This window comes from Enterobacter cloacae complex sp.6700776 (genome assembly GCF_048284255.1).
Taxonomy (GTDB): domain Bacteria; phylum Pseudomonadota; class Gammaproteobacteria; order Enterobacterales; family Enterobacteriaceae; genus Enterobacter; species Enterobacter intestinihominis.
The window spans coordinates 35984-57947 of sequence record NZ_JBLVYK010000007.1 but is presented as its reverse complement, the minus strand read 5'-3'; the positions used below and the strand labels follow the sequence as shown (position 1 = coordinate 57947).

22 protein-coding genes are annotated in these 21964 nt (G+C 53.2%); 8 read left to right on the top strand and 14 right to left on the bottom strand.

All coding sequences use genetic code 11. From position 1 onward, the window contains the following. Positions 1-2 precede the first annotated feature (2 nt). From gltD to codA, 3 genes are all read left to right on the top strand, one after another. Positions 3-1421 (top strand): glutamate synthase subunit GltD, encoded by a 1419-nt coding sequence (gene gltD, locus ACNQ0T_RS12775; RefSeq protein WP_032626441.1) that lies wholly within the window; start codon positions 3-5, stop codon positions 1419-1421. Between the two features lie 187 nt (positions 1422-1608). Next, complete coding sequence (codB, locus tag ACNQ0T_RS12770; protein ID WP_063200040.1) at positions 1609-2859, top strand: cytosine permease; 1251 nt, start codon at positions 1609-1611, stop codon at positions 2857-2859. Next, a complete protein-coding gene (gene codA, locus ACNQ0T_RS12765) occupies positions 2849-4129 on the top strand; it encodes a cytosine/isoguanine deaminase (RefSeq protein WP_063146516.1) in 1281 nt (426 codons plus the stop codon). Before codB ends, codA begins: the two co-directional genes overlap by 11 nt. A 150-nt stretch (positions 4130-4279) precedes the next feature. On the opposite strand, the gene ACNQ0T_RS12760 is transcribed toward codA, so the two are convergent. From ACNQ0T_RS12760 to zapE, 11 genes are all read right to left on the bottom strand, one after another. Continuing rightward, complete coding sequence (locus ACNQ0T_RS12760; protein ID WP_022649546.1) at positions 4280-4984, bottom strand: DUF1120 domain-containing protein; 705 nt, start codon at positions 4982-4984, stop codon at positions 4280-4282. Then, positions 4981-5511: a hypothetical protein gene (locus tag ACNQ0T_RS12755; protein ID WP_045308045.1), complete on the bottom strand. Its 531-nt coding sequence runs from the start codon at positions 5509-5511 to the stop codon at positions 4981-4983. Before ACNQ0T_RS12755 ends, ACNQ0T_RS12760 begins: the two co-directional genes overlap by 4 nt. Continuing rightward, the gene (locus ACNQ0T_RS12750; protein WP_193131694.1) at positions 5508-7895 is read right to left on the bottom strand and encodes a fimbrial biogenesis usher protein; all 2388 of its coding nucleotides are present in this window, start codon (positions 7893-7895) and stop codon (positions 5508-5510) included. Before ACNQ0T_RS12750 ends, ACNQ0T_RS12755 begins: the two co-directional genes overlap by 4 nt. A 24-nt stretch (positions 7896-7919) precedes the next feature. After that, positions 7920-8591, bottom strand: coding sequence for a fimbria/pilus chaperone family protein (locus tag ACNQ0T_RS12745; protein WP_022649549.1), 672 nt, complete (start codon positions 8589-8591; stop codon positions 7920-7922). A gap of 147 nt (positions 8592-8738) precedes the next feature. Further along, positions 8739-9485, bottom strand: coding sequence for a DUF1120 domain-containing protein (locus tag ACNQ0T_RS12740; protein WP_022649550.1), 747 nt, complete (start codon positions 9483-9485; stop codon positions 8739-8741). Between the two features lie 49 nt (positions 9486-9534). Continuing rightward, on the bottom strand, positions 9535-10275 hold the full coding sequence (locus tag ACNQ0T_RS12735) for a DUF1120 domain-containing protein (protein ID WP_022649551.1): 741 nt from the start codon (positions 10273-10275) through the stop codon (positions 9535-9537). A 268-nt stretch (positions 10276-10543) separates the two neighbouring features. Next, positions 10544-11041 carry a ClpXP protease specificity-enhancing factor gene (sspB, locus tag ACNQ0T_RS12730; protein ID WP_032622090.1) on the bottom strand — a complete coding sequence of 166 codons (498 nt, stop codon included), beginning with the start codon at positions 11039-11041 and terminating at the stop codon, positions 10544-10546. Between the two features lie 5 nt (positions 11042-11046). Continuing rightward, positions 11047-11685, bottom strand: coding sequence for a stringent starvation protein SspA (sspA, locus tag ACNQ0T_RS12725; protein WP_003860438.1), 639 nt, complete (start codon positions 11683-11685; stop codon positions 11047-11049). Between the two features lie 307 nt (positions 11686-11992). Next, positions 11993-12385 (bottom strand): 30S ribosomal protein S9, encoded by a 393-nt coding sequence (gene rpsI / locus ACNQ0T_RS12720; protein WP_003860436.1) that lies wholly within the window; start codon positions 12383-12385, stop codon positions 11993-11995. A 15-nt stretch (positions 12386-12400) separates the two neighbouring features. Next, complete coding sequence (gene rplM, locus ACNQ0T_RS12715; protein WP_003860434.1) at positions 12401-12829, bottom strand: 50S ribosomal protein L13; 429 nt, start codon at positions 12827-12829, stop codon at positions 12401-12403. A gap of 346 nt (positions 12830-13175) precedes the next feature. Further along, positions 13176-14300, bottom strand: a complete 1125-nt coding sequence (gene zapE / locus ACNQ0T_RS12710; RefSeq protein ID WP_193131693.1) for a cell division protein ZapE — start codon at positions 14298-14300, stop codon at positions 13176-13178. Positions 14301-14489: 189 nt separating this feature from the next. Between zapE and zapG the strand changes: the two genes are divergently transcribed. The 3 genes from zapG (at position 14490) to degS (ending at position 17586) form a co-directional block, all read left to right on the top strand. Further along, positions 14490-14888, top strand: a complete 399-nt coding sequence (zapG, locus tag ACNQ0T_RS12705) for a Z-ring associated protein ZapG (RefSeq protein ID WP_022649554.1) — start codon at positions 14490-14492, stop codon at positions 14886-14888. A gap of 170 nt (positions 14889-15058) precedes the next feature. Further along, positions 15059-16426, top strand: coding sequence for a serine endoprotease DegQ (gene degQ / locus ACNQ0T_RS12700; RefSeq protein WP_022649555.1), 1368 nt, complete (start codon positions 15059-15061; stop codon positions 16424-16426). 92 nt (positions 16427-16518) lie between these two features. Next, positions 16519-17586 carry an outer membrane-stress sensor serine endopeptidase DegS gene (degS, locus tag ACNQ0T_RS12695; RefSeq protein WP_003860430.1) on the top strand — a complete coding sequence of 356 codons (1068 nt, stop codon included), beginning with the start codon at positions 16519-16521 and terminating at the stop codon, positions 17584-17586. 51 nt (positions 17587-17637) lie between these two features. On the opposite strand, the gene mdh is transcribed toward degS, so the two are convergent. Further along, a complete protein-coding gene (mdh, locus tag ACNQ0T_RS12690; RefSeq protein ID WP_022649556.1) occupies positions 17638-18576 on the bottom strand; it encodes a malate dehydrogenase in 939 nt (312 codons plus the stop codon). Positions 18577-18973: 397 nt separating this feature from the next. Between mdh and argR the strand changes: the two genes are divergently transcribed. After that, entirely contained in the window at positions 18974-19444 is a 471-nt protein-coding gene (gene argR, locus ACNQ0T_RS12685; RefSeq protein WP_003860428.1) for a transcriptional regulator ArgR, read from the top strand. A gap of 378 nt (positions 19445-19822) precedes the next feature. Beyond that, complete coding sequence (gene yhcN, locus ACNQ0T_RS12680; RefSeq protein WP_006812160.1) at positions 19823-20086, top strand: peroxide/acid stress response protein YhcN; 264 nt, start codon at positions 19823-19825, stop codon at positions 20084-20086. Positions 20087-20145: 59 nt separating this feature from the next. On the opposite strand, the gene ACNQ0T_RS12675 is transcribed toward yhcN, so the two are convergent. Both ACNQ0T_RS12675 and ACNQ0T_RS12670 read right to left on the bottom strand, forming a co-directional pair. Continuing rightward, positions 20146-20418: a barstar family protein gene (locus tag ACNQ0T_RS12675; protein ID WP_022649557.1), complete on the bottom strand. Its 273-nt coding sequence runs from the start codon at positions 20416-20418 to the stop codon at positions 20146-20148. Positions 20419-20463: 45 nt separating this feature from the next. Then, positions 20464-21918, bottom strand: coding sequence for an NAD-dependent succinate-semialdehyde dehydrogenase (locus ACNQ0T_RS12670; RefSeq protein ID WP_022649558.1), 1455 nt, complete (start codon positions 21916-21918; stop codon positions 20464-20466). Between the last annotated feature and the right edge of the window lie 46 nt (positions 21919-21964).

Genomic DNA, 21964 nt, shown 5'->3' with positions numbered 1-21964 from the left:
AGATGAGCCAGAACGTTTACCAGTTTATCGACCTTCAGCGTGTTGATCCGCCAAAGAAACCGCTGAAGATCCGTAAAATTGAATTTGTTGAAATCTACGAGCCGTTTTCAGAAGGCCAGGCCAAAGCACAGGCAGACCGCTGCCTGTCCTGCGGTAACCCTTACTGCGAATGGAAGTGTCCGGTCCATAACTACATCCCGAACTGGCTGAAGCTGGCCAACGAAGGGCGTATTTTTGAAGCCGCCGAGCTGTCTCATCAGACCAACACCCTGCCGGAAGTGTGCGGCCGCGTGTGCCCTCAGGATCGTCTGTGTGAAGGCTCCTGTACGCTGAACGACGAGTTTGGCGCGGTGACCATCGGCAACATCGAACGTTATATCAACGATAAAGCGTTCGAAATGGGCTGGCGTCCGGATATGACCGGCGTGCGTCAAACCGACAAGCGCGTGGCGATTATTGGCGCGGGCCCGGCAGGCCTTGCCTGTGCGGACGTGCTGACCCGTAACGGCGTGAAAGCGGTGGTCTTTGATCGCCACCCGGAGATTGGCGGCCTGCTGACCTTCGGTATCCCGGCCTTCAAGCTGGAGAAAGAGGTGATGACCCGCCGCCGCGAAATCTTCACCGGCATGGGCATTGAGTTCAAACTGAACGTGGAAGTGGGCCGTGACGTGCAGCTCGACGACCTGCTGAAGGATTACGACGCCGTGTTCCTGGGCGTGGGTACTTATCAGTCCATGCGCGGTGGTCTGGAGAACGAAGATGCGCCGGGCGTGTACGACGCGCTGCCGTTCCTGATTGCCAACACCAGGCAGATCATGGGCTACGGTGAGACCGCCGATGAGCCGTTCGTCAGCATGGAAGGCAAACGCGTGGTGGTGCTGGGCGGCGGTGATACCGCGATGGACTGCGTGCGTACCTCCATTCGTCAGAACGCGGCGCACGTCATCTGTGCTTACCGTCGTGACGAAGAGAACATGCCGGGCTCTAAGCGCGAAGTGAAAAACGCGCGTGAAGAGGGCGTGGAGTTCCAGTTCAACATCCAGCCTCTGGGTATTGAGGTGAATGCCAACGGTAGAGTGAGCGGCGTGAAGATGGCGCGCACGGAGATGGGCGCGCCGGATGCGAAAGGCCGTCGTCGCGCGGAGATCGTGGCCGGTTCTGAACACGTGATCCCGGCTGACGCCGTGGTGATGGCGTTTGGTTTCCGTCCTCACAGCATGGAGTGGCTGGCGAAGCACAGCGTAGAGCTGGACTCTCAGGGCCGCATAATTGCGCCGGAAGGCAGCGACAACGCGTTCCAGACCAGCAACCCGAAAATCTTCGCCGGTGGCGACATCGTTCGCGGCTCTGACCTGGTGGTGACGGCGATTGCCGAAGGCCGTAAAGCGGCTGACGGGATCATGAACTTCCTGGAAGTGTAAGCCCCTCTGACTCCCCGGCAGAAGCATAAAGCGGAACGCTGGGGAGCCTGTTTTCAGTAGCCTGCCCTTAAGTTAATGATACCTTTTTAAGCAAAAAAGCAGCGTAAATCCTGACGTAAACGTTTGCTTTCATGAAAAAACTGTATATTATGCGGCGGATTTTTTGGCCAAAATTCAAGGAGGCGTTGTGTCGCAAGATAACAATTATAGCCAGGGCCCCGTCCCTCTGGCGGCGCGGAAAGGCGTGATTCCACTCACTTTTGTGATGTTAGGGTTAACCTTTTTTTCCGCCAGTATGTGGACCGGAGGTACGCTCGGTACCGGTCTTTCCTATAATGATTTCTTCCTCGCAGTTCTCTTCGGCAATCTCCTCCTCGGTATTTACACTGCTTTTCTTGGCTACATTGGCGCAAAAACCGGCCTCTCAACCCATCTTCTTGCGCGTTACTCGTTCGGTATAAAAGGTTCCTGGCTTCCCTCCATGCTTTTAGGCGGTACGCAGGTAGGATGGTTTGGCGTCGGCGTAGCGATGTTTGCCATCCCGGTGAGTAAAGCCACGGGCATCGACGTCAATATCCTGATCGCGGTATCCGGTCTGTTGATGACCATGACCATCTTCTTTGGTATCTCAGCGCTGACGATTCTGTCGATCATCGCCGTTCCCGCGATAGTTATCCTCGGCAGCTACTCCGTCTGGCTGGCGGTGGACGGCGTGGGCGGGCTGGATCATTTAAAAGCGATCGTGCCGCAGACCCCGCTCAGTTTTTCAGGCGCGCTGGCGCTGGTCGTCGGCTCCTTCATCAGCGCCGGAACGCTGACCGCCGACTTCGTCCGCTTTGGGCGTAACGCGAAAGGCGCCGTGGTGGTGGCAATGGTGGCGTTTTTCCTTGGCAACTCGCTGATGTTTATCTTCGGTGCGGCAGGCGCCGCGGCAGTTGGACAGGCGGATATCTCGGACGTGATGATCGCTCAGGGGCTACTGCTGCCCGCCATTATCGTTCTCGGCCTGAACATCTGGACAACCAACGACAACGCGCTCTATGCGTCGGGTCTGGGCTTTGCCAACGTGACCGGCCTTTCCAGCCGCACGCTGTCGGTGGTTAACGGTATTATCGGCACGCTCTGCGCGCTGTGGCTGTACAATAACTTTGTCGGCTGGCTCACCTTTCTGTCGGCGGCGATCCCTCCCGTCGGTGGGGTGATTATCGCCGACTATCTGATCAACCGCCGCCGCTACGCCAGCTTCCATAGCGCTACCTTTGTGCCGGTCAACTGGGTAGCCATTCTTTCGGTCGCGCTCGGCGTGGCTGCCGGGAATATTATTCCCGGTATAGTGCCGGTGAATGCGGTCCTCGGCGGCGTATTCAGCTACCTTCTGTTAACCCCCTTAGTCAGACGTACCTTTGCTACCGCCCCGGAGGCTCCCCATGCAGAATAATACCCTCACCATTCGTCAGGCCCGTTTACAGGGGCAAGAGGGGTTATGGCAGATCGCAATTGAAAACGGGCGCTTTAGCCGTATTGAACCGCAGGACGCGGCATCGTCACCTGCGGGCCAGGTGCTTGATGCTGAAGGCGGGCTGGTCATTCCCCCTTTCGTTGAGCCGCATATCCATCTGGATACCACTCAAACGGCTGGTGAACCGAGCTGGAACCAGTCTGGTACCTTATTCGAGGGGATTGAGCGCTGGGCTGAACGTAAGGCGCTGCTCACCCACGAAGATGTTAAGACCCGCGCAATGCAGACGCTGAAGTGGCAGATGGCCAACGGCATTCAGCATGTGCGTACTCACGTTGACGTCTCCGATCCCACGCTGACGGCGCTGAAAGCGATGCTGGAAGTGAAGCAGGAGGTCGCCCCGTGGGTCGATCTGCAAATCGTGGCGTTCCCCCAGGAGGGCATTCTTTCTTATCCCAACGGTGAAGCGTTGCTGGAAGAGGCGGTGCGTATGGGGGCGGACGTTATTGGCGCAATTCCGCACTTTGAATTTACCCGCGAGTATGGTGTGGAGTCGTTGCACAAAACCTTCGCACTGGCGCAGAAGTACGACAGGCTGATCGACGTACACTGCGACGAAATCGATGATGAACAGTCGCGCTTCGTGGAAACCGTCGCCGCGCTGGCGCACCGTGATGGGATGGGCGCGCGCGTTACCGCCAGCCATACCACAGCGATGCACTCCTATAATGGTGCCTACGCGTCCCGCCTGTTTCGTTTACTGAAAATGTCGGGCATCAACTTCGTCGCCAATCCGCTGGTGAACATCCACCTTCAGGGCCGTTTCGACACCTATCCTAAGCGCCGCGGCGTAACGCGCGTGAAAGAGATGCTGGAGGCGGGGATCAACGTCTGCTTTGGGCATGATGACGTTTTCGATCCGTGGTATCCCCTGGGCACCGCCAATATGTTGCAGGTGCTGCATATGGGTTTACACGTCTGCCAGCTGATGGGGTACGGGCAGATTAACGACGGGCTGAATCTGATCACCACCCACAGCGCGAAAACGCTCAACCTGCAGGACTACGGCGTGAAGGTGGGTAATTCTGCGAACCTGGTTGTTTTACCGGCCGAAAATGGCTTTGATGCGGTTCGTCGCCAGACGCCAGCGCGTTATTCGGTTCGTCACGGGCGGGTTATCGCCGAGACGGTACCCAGCCAGACAACGCTGCATCTGACGCAGCCGGAAGCGGTGACCTTTAAACGGTAATTATCGCTTCAGGAAATCTCATCCGGAGACGTATCAGCCTGTTTACGCTTTATCAGGTCTACAAATCGCAGCCTCTTTGCAGACCTGGTAAGCGCGGCGCCAGTGGTGAACTGGCGCGTCTATTTTCGATATTCTTTTACAGAAAAGAGATTATAAATAGACCAGCGTAATCACCGCCTCGCCGTCCAGCTTGATCTCTTGCCCGCTGCCAAGCCCGTTGGCGACAGCGGCGCTCACCTGTAGCGGAACAACCGCCGATGAGATCGGCTGCGGAATATCCGTGCCTTTTTGCACAAACGTATAGAAAAAGTCCTGCTGGGTCGGCAAGGGCAATAGCGTCGTGCGCGTCCATGGACCATTTTTGGTCGCGGCCCCGGCGATCTCCACCTGAACAGCGGCACTTTCGTCGGCTGCCGTCACGCCTGCCGCGTTAATTTGTACCCCATAACTGCCAATCGGCTTCTGCTCGCTGGTCAATCCTAAACCAAACAGGCGGGTCGTATCACGCACATAGGCACCGTTATTTATCTGGAATTTTACCCCTTCTTGCCCGGATTTATCTTTGCCAACGACCACGGAACTGGCGCGGGTATCACGCGCGGTAATCGCAACTCCCGTAGAAGATTCACACGTCACCGATAGTGTAAGATCGCGAGTACCAAGCTGTGTGAATGCGCTGGAGGAGAGCGACCCCGCATAGCGCGTGCCGAAATCTGCCACACCGCCATTGCTCAACGCCGGTGTACAGGCGGCAGCGTCAACGGTGACATCCACATCAATATTGACCGTATCAGTTGCCCATACCGCTGAAGCGGCAGACATTCCGCAGAGTAATAGCGCTATACGCTTTTTCATTGTACATCCATCCTTACGCGTAAATTTCCGCGCCACACTTCTCTGTCCGTAATATGGTTACTTTTGAAGCGCGGTTTGATGGTAAGCGTGACAGACGCCGTTTTTCCCCGCAGCTCCTGACCGTTGATAAACGCAATCCCTTCGTTAAGCGCTGGCGCGATCTCTCTCACGCCGCCATTGGTAACCCACGGGTCGCCGGCATGGATAGCCGCCAGATTGACTGTACGATCGTCCACCGTTGCCTGCGCGGCAGTAACGCGCATGACGCCGTTATCACCAAAACCAAATTCATGCCCTTTCGGTACGTTACTGCCCAGAAAGAGACGAATACGCGACGGTTCATCGCATATCACGTTCAGGACAATCTGTTTCTCCGGCATCTCAATCAACGTGTTCCCTTCCGCCTGGCGCTCTGCGGCACTCATACGGCCATAGCTGAGTTTTTGCTGGCTTGATACTAACTGGCAGTCAGCCATAGCATGCAGAGAAAACGCCATTGCGCACACGGCTAAAATAAGCGCCTTCATTTACACACCTCATTGACAGTTTCATAGAATGTATCGGTATTTGCCTCTTTCGGAAGCTTCAGACCAAATGCACAGGTGCCGTTATCCAGTTTTGCCACCACCTGTTGAGCAGGTTCAACATCGTTAAAAAAGACCACGCCGTCATCCACTGAGGTCGTAAGATAATTTCCGTGCGAATCCTCAAGGGCGATCCCTTTCGGCAGCTTTTTACCGTTTGCCAGGGTAACGTTCACCAGTGCACGTCGCTGGGTTAACGCAGTAAAATCAAGATGCCCTACCGCTCCTTTGCCAAGCGTGACGACACGGGTTCCATTCCCGATATCCATATTTTTCGGCAATGTTTCCGTATCCACTTCTACCCGCGCTGGGCGCCAGGCTCCCACTGACGGTACCACTGCCTGACCACGGAAGTCGGTCCATACCGGCCCCTGGGGCGTGTCAATCCTCACACCGGAGACGGGTTTATCCAGAGCAGCGATCGCGAACGTGTCGCGGATCGCCCATGGAGAGAACGTAACGCCTTGTCCATGAACCGCGATGCCCCCCTGTAGCGATCCTGAATAGCTGCGGCTATTCTCGTTATCCGAACTGGCGCTCAGGCCAAGCTGCGTATAGTGAAGGTTGCTGCTTATCCCACCGTTTACATTATCGCGATTCGTGGCCTGATCGTGTTCAGCTCCCAGCGACCAGGATGTGGTATCACTTACAACGCCAAGCGCAGAGGCGCCATACCGCGTTTTATGGTCATCATGACGGCTGTACAGGCTTACGCTATTGCTGGCACCAAAAGGAATACTGAGGTTGACGTAGAACAGATCGCCATCATCCTCATTCTCCTCATCTGCACTCAACTGATGTTGCCAGTTCATGGAAATCGTGGCGTACTTGAATGACTTGTTCCAACCCGCAGAGATGAAGCGGGAATCATCTGACTTATCATAACCCTGCGTTTGGTAGTAGCTGGTGCTAAGCGTGCCTAAGTAGGGCACACTCCAGGTCAGCCCGGCGGAATACTCATTTTTATTACCGCTGTCGAAATCATCATCCAGTGCTTCAAAAAGTTCGCGATAGTCTTGCGATTTATGCGTAACAGAGGCGTTAGCCCCCATGCCAAATGCGGGGTCAGAACTCCATGTTGCCGATAGCGTGTACCTCTGCCCTTTCAGTGAATCTTTCGAATCGTTGGACTGGTTCGCCTGGAGTGAAACAAGCCAGGCTGGTAGCGGCACTGTATCAAGGCTGGTGGCGACAGCCTGGTAATCTTCGCCTACGATTGAGCCTGCGTTGACATTCACCCGTTCGCTTAGTTTCCAGCCTCCAGAAAGGCTGGCTACCCATGGCGTTTCACTATAGCTATCGCTCACTCGTCCCAGCGCGAAGTGATATCCTGAAGGCGCCCCTGCGCTCTGGTTATACAGCGCTGCGGGCACCACATAGCTGTGCTGGCTGCCATCGGTTTCCACTACCGTCACGTTCAGATCGCTAACGCCGTTACGTACCGGCACATCGGTGAGATTAAACGGCCCGACCGGCACCAGTGTGCTGTACACCAGAACATTTTGCTGACGCACTTCAATACGGGCCTGAGGCGTATTGGCGATACCGGACACGCTCACTCCGCTACCGCCCTGTTGTAAGGCGCTCTCCGGTGAAAGCTCGATACCATAGATTCCCGTTCCCTGAAGAAGGGAGTTATTGATATTGACCTCGCCCGCCCTCAGGGTACTTTTCAGGGGGACAAAAGTATGCTGCAAATAGGTCGACGAGTTATTACTCTCGAATTCTCCGTCGCTCCGGCTCAGCAGTTGCTGAGTACGTAAGATCCAGTCGTCGAAATTGACCCCACCGTCCAGCATGGCCTGTGAATAGTCAGAGTGCCCGTCACCAAACTCATTGCGCGAGGAGAGAAGAGAATAATTCAACAGCGCAGCAGTGCCACCGGAAGTATAAGCTCCGATATCCGATTCGCTGTTTGCTATCCGATCCGCCGGTACAACCAGACTTAGAGATTCTTGCGCAGGCGAAGCCTCCACAATAGCGCTCGGGATATGACCGGTATAATCGTAGCAGCCGGACTCATAGTCAGAGGGAACTTTTAATCCTGCCTGCTCCATAAAAGGTTTGTCGAAACAGAGATCGCCGTTGTTGTCGAAACGAGCAATAACGTTGCCTTTATTATCACCATTCACCTTCAGGGCGACGGAAACGCTACCCGGTAAATACTTCGTCTTGCGAGAGAAATAATTTGATACGTCCGGGTTTATCCCCAGTGAACGAAGCGTTTCCTGATCAAAATTAATGGCAGCAGTCTCCATCTGCTGAGCCATCGTCTGGCCAGAACAGACCAGGCCAATGAGACAGGCGAGTAACGTTTTTTGCTGCATATCCTTTGCTGTCCTTATAGAGGCTTACTTCAAATCTGTAGTAAAGCGATCCCCTTTATAGCCGTAACGACTCGCCGGATAGAATTCAACTTTATTATCAGAGAAATTTGGTAATGTTGTTTTTATCGAGGTGTGAGGAAGGATGTAGGTCTTATCCAGCACACCCGCTTTTCCTGAGGGTAATGTTTTAAAGGATGCCGTTATACGAACAACGTAATCGCTGGGATTGTTGATAACCAGGCCATCACCCTTTTTGTTCCATGTCAAAAATTTCCATGGCTGCGTCTCCTCAGGTAGACCCGCAGGATGAATTACAACAGGAAGATCCTGGCGGATAGTCAACGCAACTTTATCTTCTCCTTTCTCCTTTGGAGGAATGCCTTCGAACGTGACGCGTTTAAGTTCTTCATACTTCATGGGTTTGCTGGTTTGCAGCAGAAAACGCATTCGCTGTGTTTCCCCGGCGTCGACACGGACTACAGGTTGAGAAACGATTAAACGAATAGATTTATCGCTATCAGGTAAATCTACAATGTTTGTATAAAGCAATGCAGGTTGCGAATCCGTATTTTTAACATTCATACTGGCTTCGCCTTTTTGTGCATCGACTAATAAAACCGATGTTTCTGGAACCATACCGGTGGCACAACACTTTGTCGCTACAGCCAACAACGCAAGATATAGAATTTTCTTCATGACTTTCCACTCACATAAATAAATAAAAATCATACCGGCATTATTTTTATTATTCTTGCGGCAGAGAAAGCTATTTTAATGCAAAAAAAGCGTGACAATGGCTTTTAAATACTCTAACCATTGCCACGTTAATTAAGCGTTAAATTATTAGAGATATACCAGACTAATGGTTGCGTTACCGTCCAGCGTAATTACGTCAGTCGTACCTAATACCGAGTTATCCTGCACTGCAGAGGTAACCAGCAACGGCACGCTAAGCTGTTTGAAGGCTTTTGGCTGCGTGGTACCGGCTGTTGCTACGGTATTCGCTTTTTGGTAGCCCGTGCAGCCATTAAGCGAGCAGAGGTAACCCAGGCCTGGCGCAACTTTCTCCCAGGAACGCTGACCTTCAGTGATGCTCCCTGTTACCAGGGTGTCAACATTCGCGCCATCCGCTGTGACCGCTTCAGTATTGATGGCAACGGTGTAAGCACCAATGCTCACGCCAGCGGTGGTTTTACCCAGACCAAAGGCACCAGCGGTGTTGCTGAAGTCTGATTTATCCGTACCGCTACCTGCGATAAACGCGGTTGAAGACAGGTTAACGCGACTGTCCAGGCGGTTATCGGTGGAGGTAAAAGCAACGCTCATGTTGCTTTCGCAACTGATATTTAGCGTGATGCTTTTCTGCCCCAATTGTACCAGCTTGTTTGTCGCACCGGTCGGTGCAATATTTTGGTTCAGTACCGTTCCATAATCTACAACGCCGCCATCAGGCAGGGTCGGCGTACATGCAGCCGGGTTAATCGTACCGACAACTTTCAGCGTAACATCGTTAGCGGCCTGGGCAGCAAAAGCGGATAAACCGAAGGCTACGGCGACGGTTGCTGCCGAGAGTACTTTTTTAAATTCCATTATTTTCATTTCCCGATTTATTTTCTACAGCATTTAGCAATAACGAATATCAAAGATAAACAAGGCTCAGCGTGGCATTACCGTCAAGCGTGATAGTATCGCCTGTACCCAATACAGTGTTGTCCTGAAGCGCAGTTGTAATGCGTAACGGCATATTCATAACTTTAAAAGCTTTTGGTGTGGTGGTTCCCGATGCAGCAGCCGTAAAGACACGTGTCTGGCCTGTGCCACTGTTAACTGGTGCAAAAGCACCCGTACTGGATTTTACCCAGGTATAATTTGATGTATCGGTACCTGTGGCTGCAATGAGATCAGCGACAACACCATCTGTTGTTGTATTAACGGGATCTGCTGCAATGACATAGGAGCCAATATTCACACCCGCACTCGTTTTACCCAAGCCATAGGCGTTTCCTGAAGCGTTAGCATTTACATTATCGAAAAACCCATTTTCAATATAAGCGGCGCTCCCCAGGCCCACACGAGTATCATGGCGGTTATCCGTAGAAGTCACCCCAACGCTGGTATCGCTGTCACAGGTAATAGTGAGAGTAATACTTTTAGCCCCCAACTGAACCAGTGTATTCGCCGTGCCAGTTGGATTGATGGTAGAAGCTGGCATTGTGCCATAATCTACCACTCCACCGTTTGGCAGTGAGGGTACGCAGGAACCAGGAACGATATTACCAATAACTTTCAACGTCACATCATTAGCCGCGTGTGCATTTGACATGGCGAGGGCTGCACAAATAGCAGCAGATGAAAATAATTTTTTAAAAGTGATATTCATAATTTGTCCTTAAAAGAAAATCCGTTTTTGTTAACGCACATATATATTTTCACAGGGTGATATCGGATACAATCAAATTAAAATAAAACATTATTGAAGATAAATTTAACTGTCCTACAGAAAATAACCCAACAAGATTAATCCCATGCCAATTAATAGACCTATATCTTTTGCAAAGACACAAGTTTTTTAGAGAGTAATTTTATGCAGAAAATAAAAAAACCTGCACAGTTGTGCAGGTTCGGAAAAATATTGTGCTTTATGAAGTTTATTTGACGACACGGAGTGCCGGACGACCACCGCGCGGAGGCGGATCGTCATCAGGGTCATTGTCGTCGTGATGGTCGGGTTTATCGCCATCAATCACAGACATTACCGTGTCGCTTTCACGTTCATCGGATGTCCCATCATCGTTCAGGCTGGCGACCTCTTCATCATAAGCCGCTTCCGGTTCGAACATGGTACCTGCACCGTTTTCACGGGCGTAGATAGCCAGAACCGCAGCCAGCGGAACGGAAACCTGACGCGGCACGCCGCCGAAACGCGCATTAAAGCGCACTTCGTCGTTCGCCAGTTCCAGGTTACCCACTGCACGTGGCGCAATATTCAGTACAATCTGTCCGTCGCGTGCGTATTCCATTGGAACCTGCACGCCCGGCAACGTCACATCCACAACCAGGTGCGGCGTGAGCTGGTTATCCAGCAGCCATTCATAGAAGGCGCGCAGCAGATACGGACGGCGTGGTGAAAGTTGTGACATTTCCACAGTCATTAGCCTCGGCCGAGACGCATTTCGCGCTCCGGTTCAGTTAAGGATGCCAGGAAAGAGTCGCGTTCGAAGACGCGAGTCATGTAGCCTTTCAGCTCTTTCGCGCCAGGACCGCTGAATTCTACGCCCAGGGTTGGCAGGCGCCACAGCAGCGGTGCCAGGTAGCAATCTACCAGGCTGAACTCATCGCTCAGGAAGAAAGGTTTTTGACCAAATACCGGCGCAATCGCCAGCAGCTCTTCACGCAGCTGTTTACGCGCAGCATCCGCTTCTGAAGAGGAACCGTTAACGATAACGTTCATCAGCGAGTACCAGTCTTTCTCGATACGCTGCATGTACAGGCGGCTTTCACCACGCGCAACAGGGTAAACAGGCATGAGCGGCGGATGCGGGAAACGCTCATCCAGGTATTCCATAATGATACGGGATTCCCACAGGGTCAGCTCGCGATCCACCAGCGTCGGTACGCTTTGGCTCGGGTTGAGATCGATCAGATCCTGAGGCGGGTTATCCTTTTCCACATGCTCGATCTCAAAACTGACACCCTTCTCGGCCAGCACGATACGAACCTGATGGCTATAAATGTCAGTAGGACCAGAAAACAGCGTCATTACCGAACGTTTGTTGGCAGCGACAGCCATGAAAACCTCCAGGTATATTCAGAATTTTTACTGCTACCAGCCCAACGGGGCCAGCCAGATGATGTATCGCCCATCCCAGAGAAAACACATTGTTCAAGAATCGAACAAAAATCGAGTATTCACCGATATTTGGGCATAAAATTGGATGATAGTTTACCAGATTTTGATGGCTTTGTGGTGAGGGGATGCCGGAAATGTGGAAAAAGAGAAGATATATGAAATGTTACTGTGGATAACCTGCGCATTATCCATAAAAAAACCCGCCGAAGCGGGTTTTTCGCCAATCGTTCTGCGTAAGCAGAATAGATTAACGTTTGGAGAACTGTGGACGACGACGTGCTTTACGCAGACCCACTTTCTTACGTTCAACCTGACGAGCGTCACGAGTAACGAAGCCAGCTTTACGCAGTTCAGAACGCAGGGATTCGTCGTACTCCATCAGCGCGCGGGTGATACCGTGACGGATCGCACCTGCCTGACCGGAGATACCACCACCTTTAACGGTGATGTACAGATCCAGTTTTTCTACCATATCAACCAGTTCCAGCGGCTGGCGAACTACCATGCGGGCAGTTTCGCGACCGAAGTATTGTTCCAGAGAACGCTGGTTAATTACGATTTTACCACTGCCCGGTTTAATGAAAACGCGAGCTGCGGAACTTTTGCGGCGACCAGTGCCGTAGTATTGATTTTCAGCCATTGCCTATAATCCCGATTAGATGTCAAGAACTTGCGGTTGCTGTGCCGCGTGGTTGTGCTCGTTGCCTGCGTAAACTTTCAGTTTACGGAACATAGCACGACCCAGCGGGCCTTTTGGCAGCATGCCTTTAACCGCGATTTCAATCACACGCTCAGGACGGCGGGCAATCATCTCTTCAAAGGTCGCTTCTTTGATACCACCGATGTGGCCGGTGTGGTGGTAGTACATTTTGTCAGTACGCTTGTTGCCGGTAACAGCAACTTTGTCAGCGTTCAGAACGATGATGTAATCACCGGTATCAACGTGCGGAGTATATTCCGCTTTATGCTTACCGCGCAGGCGACGAGCCAGTTCAGTAGCCAGACGGCCCAGAGTTTTACCGGTCGCGTCAACAACATACCAGTCGCGCTGTACGGTTTCTGGTTTAGCTGTAAAAGTTTTCATTAAAAGCTTACCCAAATAATAAGTTACACGTTGGTGAACACCCAAACGTTTAGTCAGTTGAGGTTCACACGACAAAGTCCGGCAAACCTACCCCTTCGAATAGCACATGCCGACACATAGAAAGTTTCGGGAAAAAAACCTTCTCGTAACGTGGGGTCGCAAGATTATAGAGAAGTTGAGGTCAAAGATCGACCCTTAAATGTGATTTGGGATGGGTTTTTCGGGGTTGCGTATTGTGCGGTCTGGTGCCCTCACCCCCAGCCCCTCTCCCACAGGGAGAGGGTAGCGTTTGTTAAGGCCTGGTGCCCTCACCCACAGCCCCTCTCCCACGGGGAGAGGGTAGCATTTATGGCATATGCTCACGCTTGAGGTACTCTTCGCTCTGCATCTCTTGCAGGCGCGACAGGCAGCGCTGGAACTCAAACTTCAGGCGCTCGCCCTGATAGATCTCATATAAAGGCACCTCGGCACTGACTACCAGCTTGACGTGGCGCTCATAAAACTCATCCACCAGCGCGATGAAGCGGCGCGCTTCGCTCTCCATGAGAGGGGTCATGACGGGCACATCCCATAACATAACGGTATGGAACAGTCGCGAAAGCGCAATGTAGTCATGCTGGCTGCGGGCGTCCACGCAGAGCGTTGCAAACGAGACGGCCAGCGTCTGGTTCTCTACGCCAAGCGTCGGCAACGGACGATGATTAATCTCCAGCGCTGGTGCGTTATCCCGCGGCGCCCCTGCCAGCGCCAGCCAGAGTTTATCCATCTCGCTGGCTGTGTCGGCGTTCAGCGGTGAAAGCCACAGGTGCGCCTGCGTCAGCGTGCGCAAACGATAGTCGACGCCAGCGTCGACATTCATGATGTCGCAGTGCTGCTTAATGGCATCTATGGCTGGCAGGAAACGCGCCCGCTGGAGACCGTTGCGATAAAGCTCATCCGGCGGGATATTTGAGGTCGCCACCAGGGTGATCCCACGCGCAAACAGCGCTTTCATCAGCCCCCCCAGCAGCATCGCGTCCGTAATATCGGAAACAAAGAATTCGTCGAAGCAGAGAACGTCCGTTTCCGCCTTGAAGCGGTCCGCCACGATTTCCAGCGGGTCGGTTTCGCCCTGGAGCGCCGTCAGTTCTTCATGGACCCGGAGCATAAAACGGTGAAAGTGCAGACGCTGCTTACGCGTGCCGGGCAGGCTCTGGTAGAACATGTCCATCAGCCAGGTCTTACCCCGCCCAACGCCGCCCCACATATATAAGCCACGAACCGGTGCGTTTACCGTGGGCTCTTTTTTGCCCAGTAAACGGCCGAATGCCGCCTTTAGCCCACTGCTCTGCATCGCATCGGCGGGTTTCGCCAGAAGCTCCTGGTAAATCGTGTCCAGGCGGTTTACCGCTTCACGCTGGACATCATCCGGCTGGTGTGTGCCCTCACTCAGGGCGAGTTGGTAACGCGATGATGGGGACAGGTTTTGCATGATGTTATTGTTATTCCTTTAGTTAAACCTCATCAGCGGTCGTGGCTGATGAAAAAAAGGCCGTTCTACACTACGCGATGATACGTCAGGATTCCACTTCTGCGGAAATAGCGGTTATAGTGGCATAATCAGGCACAGGCAGGAGCCGAGCCAACACCCTACGGAACAACAAGACAACGGGAGAAGTTCATGACCTGGGAATATGCGCTAATCGGTTTAGTCGTCGGCATCATCATTGGTGCTGTGGCCATGCGTTTCGGTAACCGCAAATTGCGTCAGCAGCAGTCACTGCAATACGAACTGGAAAAGAACAAAGCCGAACTGGAAGAATACCGCGAAGAGCTGGTCAGCCACTTTGCCCGTAGCGCTGAGCTGCTGGACAACATGGCGACAGATTATCGCCAGCTCTACCAGCACATGGCGAAAAGCTCCAGCAGCCTGCTGCCGGAAATGACCGCGGAGAGCAACCCCTTCCGCAATCGTCTGGCGGACTCTGAAGCCGGTAACGATCAGGCACCGGTTCAGATGCCACGCGACTATTCAGACGGCGCGTCCGGCCTGCTGCGCGGTGGCGTAAAACGCGATTAATCGCACAACCTGAATAAATTTTACGGGCGCACCTTATGCGCCCGTCCTTTCTTCCCGTCCCCAGCTATTATTTAGTCAAACACCTCATTGTTCAGCGGTTGAAAATTCAATAACATCAAGATGTTTTTGGGGCCGTTCTTTTTCATTCCAGGATACGAGAGTCAGCATCGATGAAGAAAAAAAACCAGCTGTTGAGCGCCTTAGCGTTAAGTGTCGGGTTATCTCTCTCGGCGTCCTTCCCCGCCAGTGCGGCACTACCTTCGCAGGTGCCAGGACAAGAAGCTATTCCCAGCCTTGCGCCGATGCTTGAAAAAGTCCTGCCTGCGGTAGTCAGCGTTCAGGTGGAAGGGACGGCACGCCAAAGCCAGCGTATTCCCGAAGAGCTGAAGAAATATTTTGGCGAAGAGGCGCCGGATCAGCAGGCTCAGCCGTTTGAAGGCCTTGGTTCGGGCGTGATTATCGACGCGGCCAAAGGCTATATCCTGACCAATAACCACGTGATCAGCCAGGCTGATAAAATCAGCGTTCAGCTGAACGATGGCCGGGAGTTTGACGCCAAACTGATCGGCGGTGACGATCAGAGTGATATCGCCCTGCTACAGGTGCAAAACCCCAGCAACCTGACCCAGATCGCCATTGCAGATTCCGATAAGCTACGCGTCGGTGATTTTGCCGTCGCGGTCGGTAACCCGTTCGGCTTAGGCCAAACCGCCACCTCCGGGATTGTCTCCGCCCTGGGGCGCAGCGGCCTGAATCTCGAAGGGCTGGAAAACTTCATCCAGACCGACGCCTCCATCAACCGGGGCAACTCCGGTGGTGCGCTGCTTAATCTGAACGGCGAGCTGATCGGCATCAACACCGCTATCCTCGCGCCAGGCGGCGGCAGCATCGGGATTGGTTTTGCCATTCCGAGTAACATGGCGAAAACCCTGTCTCAACAGCTGATTCAGTTTGGCGAGGTTAAGCGCGGGCTGCTGGGCATCAAAGGCATGGAGATGAGCGCCGATATCGCCAAAGCCTTTAAGCTCAACGTCCAGCGCGGGGCGTTTGTCAGCGAAGTGCTGCCCAACTCAGGCTCTGCGAAAGCGGGCGTGAAATCCGGCGATGTTATTGTCAGCCTGAACGATAAACCGCTGAGCAGCTTCGCTGAATTACGTTCGCGTATTGCCACCACGGAGCCTGGCGCTAAAGTGAAGCTGGGCCTGATCCGCGAGGGCAAACCGCTGACCGTGGAAGTGACACTGGACAAGAGCACCTCCTCTTCCGCCAGTGCAGAACAGATCTCCCCGGCGCTACAGGGCGCAACGCTGAGCGACGGTCAGCTTAAAGACGGCACGAAAGGCATTTCTGTCACTGCCGTTGAGAAAAGCAGTCCAGCCGCGCAGGCAGGTTTACATCAGGACGACGTGATCGTGGGCGTGAACCGCACTCGCGTGCAGTCTATTGCCGAAATGCGCAAGGTGCTGGAGAGTAAACCGGCGGTCATTGCCCTGCAAATTATCCGTGGCAACGACACCCTCTACATTTTACTGCGTTAACCATTTGCGACTCCGGGCATCGCCGCTGCGTGTGATGTCCGGATAACTCATGTTATGCTGCAAACCGTTCCTTTTTTAACGACACACGCATCATGCTTTTAAAGCTCTTTCGTTCAATTGTCATTGGTTTGATCGTTGCCGGTCTGCTGCTGGTGGCTATGCCATCTTTACGCCAGTTCAACAAACTGTCGGCTCCTCAGTTCGACAGCACGGATGAAACGCCTGCAACGTACAATCAGGCGGTACGCCGTGCCGCCCCCGCCGTGGTTAACGTCTATAACCGCGGGCTTAACAGTTCCGCTCATAACCAGCTGGAGATCCGCACGCTCGGTTCCGGTGTGATCATGGATGACCGGGGTTACATCATCACCAATAAACACGTGATCAACGATGCCGACCAGATTATCGTCGCCTTGCAGGATGGCCGCGTGTTTGAAGCCCTGCTGGTGGGGTCGGACAGCCTGACCGATCTGGCGGTGCTGAAGATCAACGCCACGGGCGGTCTGCCGACTATCCCGATTAATCGCAAACGAACACCGCATATCGGCGATGTGGTGCTGGCGATCGGTAACCCGTACAACCTGGGCCAGACCATCACTCAGGGGATCATCAGCGCGACCGGTCGTATCGGCCTGAACCCGTCAGGGCGGCAGAACTTCCTGCAAACCGATGCCTCGATCAACCACGGTAACTCCGGCGGTGCGCTGGTGAACTCTCTGGGCGAACTGATGGGCATTAATACCCTCTCCTTCGACAAGAGCAACGATGGTGAAACACCGGAAGGGATTGGCTTTGCCATTCCGTTCCAGCTGGCGACCAAGATCATGGACAAGCTGATCCGCGATGGCCGCGTGATCCGTGGCTACATCGGTATTGGCGGGCGTGAAATCGCGCCGATGCATACGCAGGGCGGTGGTATCGATCAGATCCAGGGGATTGTGGTCAACGAAGTGGCGCCTGGCGGCCCGGCGGCCAATGCAGGTATCCAGGTGAACGACGTTATTCTTTCCGTCAACGGCACGCCGGCGGTCTCTGCGCTTGAAACGATGGACCAGGTGGCGGAAATTCGACCCGGCTCTATCATCCCCGTAGAAGTCATGCGTAATGACAAGAAACTCACGATTCAGGTCACCATCCAGGAATACCCGGCCACTAACTGACGGGCATAAAAAAACGGAGCTTAGCGCTCCGTTTTTTTTACCGGGACAAGATCACTTGTTAACGAACTCTTCGCCCAGCGTGATGTCTTTCTTCAGCGTATCCAGCATGCCTTCCATCGCGTTTTGCTCAAACGCGCTTAGCGTGCCGATAGACTTACGCTCTTCAACGCCGTTTTTACCCAGCAGCAGCGGCTGAGAGAAGAAGCGCGCGTGTTCACCGTCGCCTTCTACGTAAGCGCATTCAACCACGTTTTTCTCGCCCTGCAGCGCGCGAACCAGAGACAGGCCGAAACGCGCCGCCGCCTGGCCCATAGACAGGGTTGCAGAACCGCCACCCGCCTTCGCTTCCACCACTTCGGTGCCTGCATTCTGAATACGTTTGGTCAGGTCAGCCACTTCCTGCTCGGTGAAGCTCACGCCCGGGATCTGCGACAGCAGAGGCAGGATGGTCACGCCAGAGTGTCCGCCGATAACCGGCACTTCCACTTCCGTTGGCTGCTTGCCTTTCAGCTCAGCCACGAAGGTATTGGAACGGATGATATCCAGCGTAGTTACGCCGAACAGTTTGTTCTTGTCGTAAACGCCCGCTTTCTTCAGCACTTCTGCTGCGATGGCAACGGTGGTGTTCACCGGGTTGGTGATGATACCGATGCACGCTTTCGGGCAGGTTTCAGCGATCTGCTGAACCAGGTTTTTCACGATGCCCGCGTTGACGTTGAACAGGTCTGAACGATCCATACCCGGTTTACGCGCAACACCCGCGGAGATCAGCACCACATCGGCATTCTGCAACGCAGGACGCGCATCTTCACCGGAGAAGCCTTTGATTTTCACAGCTGTCGGGATGTGGCTCAGGTCAACCGCCACACCTGGGGTTACCGGAGCAATATCGTACAGGGAGAGTTCTGAGCCTGAAGGCAGTTGGGTTTTCAGTAGTAGGGCAAGCGCCTGGCCGATACCACCAGCAGCGCCGAGGACTGCGACTTTCATCCTAAACTCCTTATTATGGTTAACTTAAGTATCTGTAACTCCGTTGCGGCGACCATAATTCAGCACGTCATTAATTACAATTTTCATCGCTAAAGAATTTGAGGTCGCACGTCTTTGACCTTCACCCGAATGCTATCAGGCTATGGGCAACAACGAATTAAGAGGGGGTTACAATACACCCTGCCAAGCCACCAAAACAACATCATTTTGATAACATTTAATTTACTTTTAAGCTTATTTGCGCGGCGTGACCCAGGCATGTTTTCTGATAACGAAATCTGATAAAATCTCTCCCTTTCATAACATTATTTCAGCCTGGTGCCAGGTAGATAATTTGCATAAAAATTCATCCACATGCATAATAATGTTGTTTCTATCGTCATATTCCGGGTGACTTATGCGAAGCTCGTCTAAGCAAGAAGAATTAGTGAAAGCGTTTAAAGCGCTACTCAAAGAAGAGAAATTCAGTTCTCAGGGAGAAATTGTTCAGGCGTTGCAGGAGCAAGGCTTCGACAACATCAACCAGTCGAAGGTCTCCCGCATGTTAACCAAGTTTGGTGCAGTGCGTACGCGCAACGCCAAAATGGAGATGGTTTATTGCCTGCCTGCTGAACTTGGCGTGCCAACGACCTCCAGCCCGCTGAAAAACCTGGTTCTGGACATTGACTATAACGATGCCGTGGTCGTGATCCACACCAGCCCGGGTGCAGCCCAGCTGATTGCCCGCCTGCTGGACTCGCTGGGTAAAGCAGAGGGGATCCTCGGGACCATCGCCGGTGATGACACCATTTTTACGACCCCGGCAAATGGTTTCTCGGTGAAAGACCTCTACGAAGCGATTCTGGTCCTGTTCGAACAGGAGCTGTAATCTTCTGCCCCGTAGCGCCTGGCTGCGGGGATCATTCTGCTACCGCCTCGTTTTACCCTGCTTTTCTCTGCCTGCTGCTTTTGCAAATAGTGCTTTTTACCGCCTGTTAACATTCATTCAGTGAATGATCTGCCGTAAAATCGCACTAAAAATCAAAGCCGCCTATCCAATTGATTTACATAATAAAAAATCATAACACCTGCAGAGTAACGCCCTTTTTTATTCATTCCCGTTATAAAAAATGATGTTTTTAACACGTAATAACAGGCGAAACCATTAGCCTGGTATTAATTTTTTCCGTGATTAGTGTATACTTGATTTTGTGATGAGGGTCACAGAACAAAGACCCCAGTAAAATAATTGACGAGGTAAATAATCATGAAAATTAAAACCACTGTAGCTGCCCTGAGCGTACTGTCAGTCCTGTCATTCGGTGCGTTTGCAGCCGACACTATTAACGCCGAACAGGCACAATCCCGTCAGGCTATCGGGACCGTTTCTGTTGGTGCCATCGGTACTTCTCCGATGGACATGCACGAAATGCTGAACAAAAAAGCGGAAGAACAGGGTGCGTCATCTTATCGCATCATCGAAGCGCGCAGTGGCGACCACTGGCACGCTACCGCAGAACTGTACAAATAAACCCTCGTCGTATCTCATCATACGACTTGCCCCTGACCTCCCGGTCAGGGGCTTTTTTATCACTGGCGCACGTTGAAACGCAGTTGCCCTTCCAGCTCCTCCTCCGCTTCATCAAACAATAAAATCAATGCGCCAAAGCGTCTGCGCAGTTTTTCAGGCAGATGGGTAAATTCGATCTCCAGCGGTAACGGCAGCCTGTCGCCGGTAACCACATCCCACAGCATATCAAGATTGTTTACGCTGCCCCGCTCCAGGTCGAACGCCCGGATAAACTCGCGGTAGAAGTCTTCCTGACTATCAATTTCGTCAAAATCAAAGGTATAAATTTTCATTGCCAGCCACCCGGTACAGGCGGGCGGCAGATGCCGCCCTGTCTATTATAAGCCCCCGATATGCAGGGTTTTAACTTCCAGAAACTCCTCCAGCCCCAGCACGGACCCCTCGCGCCCCAGCCCGGACTCTTTTACGCCCCCAAACGGACCCAGCTCGGTCGAGACCGCACATTCATTAATTCCGATCATGCCGCTCTCAATGGCCTGTGAGACGCGGAACACGCGCGAGAGATTCTGGGTATAAAAGTAGGCCGCCAGCCCGTAAGGCGTATTGTTAGCGCGCATAACCACTTCGTCTTCCGACGTGAAGCGGAAGCAGGCGGCAACGGGACCAAAGGTCTCCTCTTCTGCCAGCTTCATGCCTTCATGGCAGTCACCGAGTACGGTTGGCATCCAGAAGTTGCCGCCAAGTTCGTGCGGTTTACCCCCAGCCAGCACCGTGGCCCCCTTCGCTACCGCATCTTCGACGTGCTCACGGACTTTCTCGACAGCCGAAGGCTCAATCAGCGGGCCGACAACGACGCCCTCGTCCAGACCGTTACCCACCTTCAGCGCCTTCACCGCATCGGCAAGCTGATTGACAAACTTGTCATAGACCGTCTCCTGAATATAGAAACGGTTTACGCTGACGCAGACCTGCCCGGCGTTACGGAATTTATTGGCGATGGCGCCTTTGACGGCGGCCTCAATATCCGCGTCCTCGAAAACGATATACGGCGCATTGCCGCCCAGCTCCATCGATACCTTTTTCATGGTCTCAGCGGAATTGCGAACCAGCGTTTTCCCGACGGCGGTTGACCCCGTAAACGAGATTTTGCGCACGTCATGGCTGGCCATAATGGCGTCGCTAATTTCTGAGGTGCTCCCCGCGACCGCATTCAGCACACCATCCGGCACACCGGCCTGCTTCGCCAGCGTCAGCAGCGCAAAGGCGCTCAGCGGCGTGTTGTTTGCAGGCTTGATGACGCCGGTACATCCTGCTGCCAGCGCCGGGCCGAGCTTACGGGTGAGCATAGCCATCGGGAAATTCCATGGCGTGATAGCAGCAACCACCCCAACAGGTTCACGAGTGGCCAGAATACGGGAGCCGGGTTTAACCGGAGGAATGATTTCACCGTTAGCGCGCTTGGCCTGCTCCGCAAACCACTGAATAAAGCTGGCAGCGTAGTCCACCTCGCCCTCAGCCTCTTTCAGCGGCTTGCCCTGCTCGGTGGTCATCAGCCGCCCGAGCCAGCTTTTGTTCTCGATAATCAGTTCATACCAGCGATAGAGGATCGCGGAACGCTCTTTTGCCGTTTTTGCGCGCCATGCGGGAAAGGCTTTCGTCGCGGCCGCAATGGCCTCTTCGGTTTCGGCTTTCCCTGCTTTCGCCACTTTCGCAACCACCTCGCCCGTGGCCGGGTTTAGCACATCAAACGTGGTGTCGAGTGTTTTCCAGATACCGTTAACCAGATACCCGGTCTGAAAAAGAATACTGTCCTGAAGAGCCTGGGTTGTCATGTGTCCTCCCTTCCTGAATGTTTGAACCTGCAAGAATAAGTATAGC